At 60.0% G+C, this 1,278-nt stretch carries 2 protein-coding genes; one reads left to right on the top strand and one right to left on the bottom strand.

The window, feature by feature from the left end; translation table 11 throughout:
• Positions 1-318, top strand: a 318-nt coding sequence (locus E5W70_RS32415) for a YidB family protein (protein WP_292665436.1), incomplete at its 5' end; no start/stop codon positions are given.
• 30 nt (positions 319-348) lie between these two features.
• Here E5W70_RS32415 and E5W70_RS32410 read toward each other — a convergent pair.
• The gene (locus tag E5W70_RS32410; RefSeq protein ID WP_292665434.1) at positions 349-810 is read right to left on the bottom strand and encodes a low affinity iron permease family protein; all 462 of its coding nucleotides are present in this window, start codon (positions 808-810) and stop codon (positions 349-351) included.
• Between the last annotated feature and the right edge of the window lie 468 nt (positions 811-1,278).

The raw sequence follows: 1,278 nt of genomic DNA, 5'->3' as shown, positions 1-1,278 counted from the left end.
AGCGCTGGCTCCCCCGGCGGCCTCGGCGACATCCTGGACCGCCTCAGGAATGCAGGTGCGGGCGACCAGGTTAATTCGTGGGTAAGTAGGGGATCAAACCGGCCCGTTCGGCCCGAGCAGGTTGAAAAAGCAATCGACCCGCAAATGTTGGACGATCTGGCCGAGCAAACCGGAGTGCGCATCGCGAGGGCGACGTTTACCCGACTAAGAGAGCAGGGCATCATCATCCGATCTACTAGCGACCTGACCTCGAACACCTTCGTCATTAATTCTGCACCCGTGACGCCACAAGTCGAGGAAGTGCTGCAAGCATCCTGATCGGGGCCGGGCTAACCTTTCGCTCTGATCTCAGCGCTTCTGCGCTCGCCGCTGCCGGCGCACCTCGTTGCGCTTGGCAGCCGCCGGCGAGGCCTTGGACAAACCACGTTGAATTCCGTCCAGTGTATCGCTGCCAGCGACTCCCTCGTGCTCAGCTTCTTGATCAGCCGCCGCGGCTTCCAATTCAAGCCGCGCCAAATGGGCCCTGATCTCCTCAGGCTCGGCGTGCTCCAGCCCGACGACATTGTTCCTCGCTTCCTTCAATGCAACAATGATCTCATCGAGCTTCGCATGGATGGCAGCAGTGTCGCGATAGCCCTGGATCAGCACGACGCCGGTAATCACTATCGCAGCCACTGAGAGCGCATAGGTGATTACGTTTGTGAGCCCGAACGGAACCATCGCAGTGCAGGCTATCATCGCGGCGATTAGCACATAGAAGCCGGGCGGTCGGGATAGAAAGTCGGCGATCACGAAGAGAAATCGGTTCATGCGAATCCCCGTACGAACGATGTGATCCGATTGGGGCCGCATTTCGGGTGCTCGTCAATGGCACCCTCTTTTTTGTTGGCCTGCCCAAGTTCGTCCTCGAGCCGTCTCGATCTGGGGCGGGCGCAACTCCGCTTATGGCCTCGCTAATTCCCGGGCTCTTGACCCCCTTCGCGCCCGGCCTCGATATCTCCCTTTGCCCGTGGCGGGCTTCGCCCAAACGGTGCTGCGCCGGTCATCATCGAGACCCTTCAAAGCATCGGCGTCAAGCGCCCTAACCTACGTCCCATTGCAAAGTTCCGGCGAGCGGAAACCAGCAGAGCCTTCTTCCAGGAACAATCGGCGATAAGGCGGGTTGGGGGCAGCCAATCAGGAGAGCAAAGATGTACTTGGTGAGCCACGCGCCGACATGCGCGGCAGTTCGGCAACAGCATCAGGGCATTTCGAGAGCGGTCACGCCTGTCCACTTTG

It is taken from the genome of Mesorhizobium sp. (genome assembly GCF_005063415.1).
Classification (GTDB): domain Bacteria; phylum Pseudomonadota; class Alphaproteobacteria; order Rhizobiales; family Rhizobiaceae; genus Mesorhizobium.
The sequence above is the reverse complement of the archived record's forward strand: the minus strand, read 5'-3'. Positions and strand labels throughout refer to the sequence as shown.

Bases quoted from the DNA above. Each gene is read 5' to 3' on its own strand.
- E5W70_RS32410 (WP_292665434.1), bottom strand. From the start codon at position 810: ATGAACCGATTTCTCTTCGTGATCGCCGACTTTCTATCCCGACCGCCC.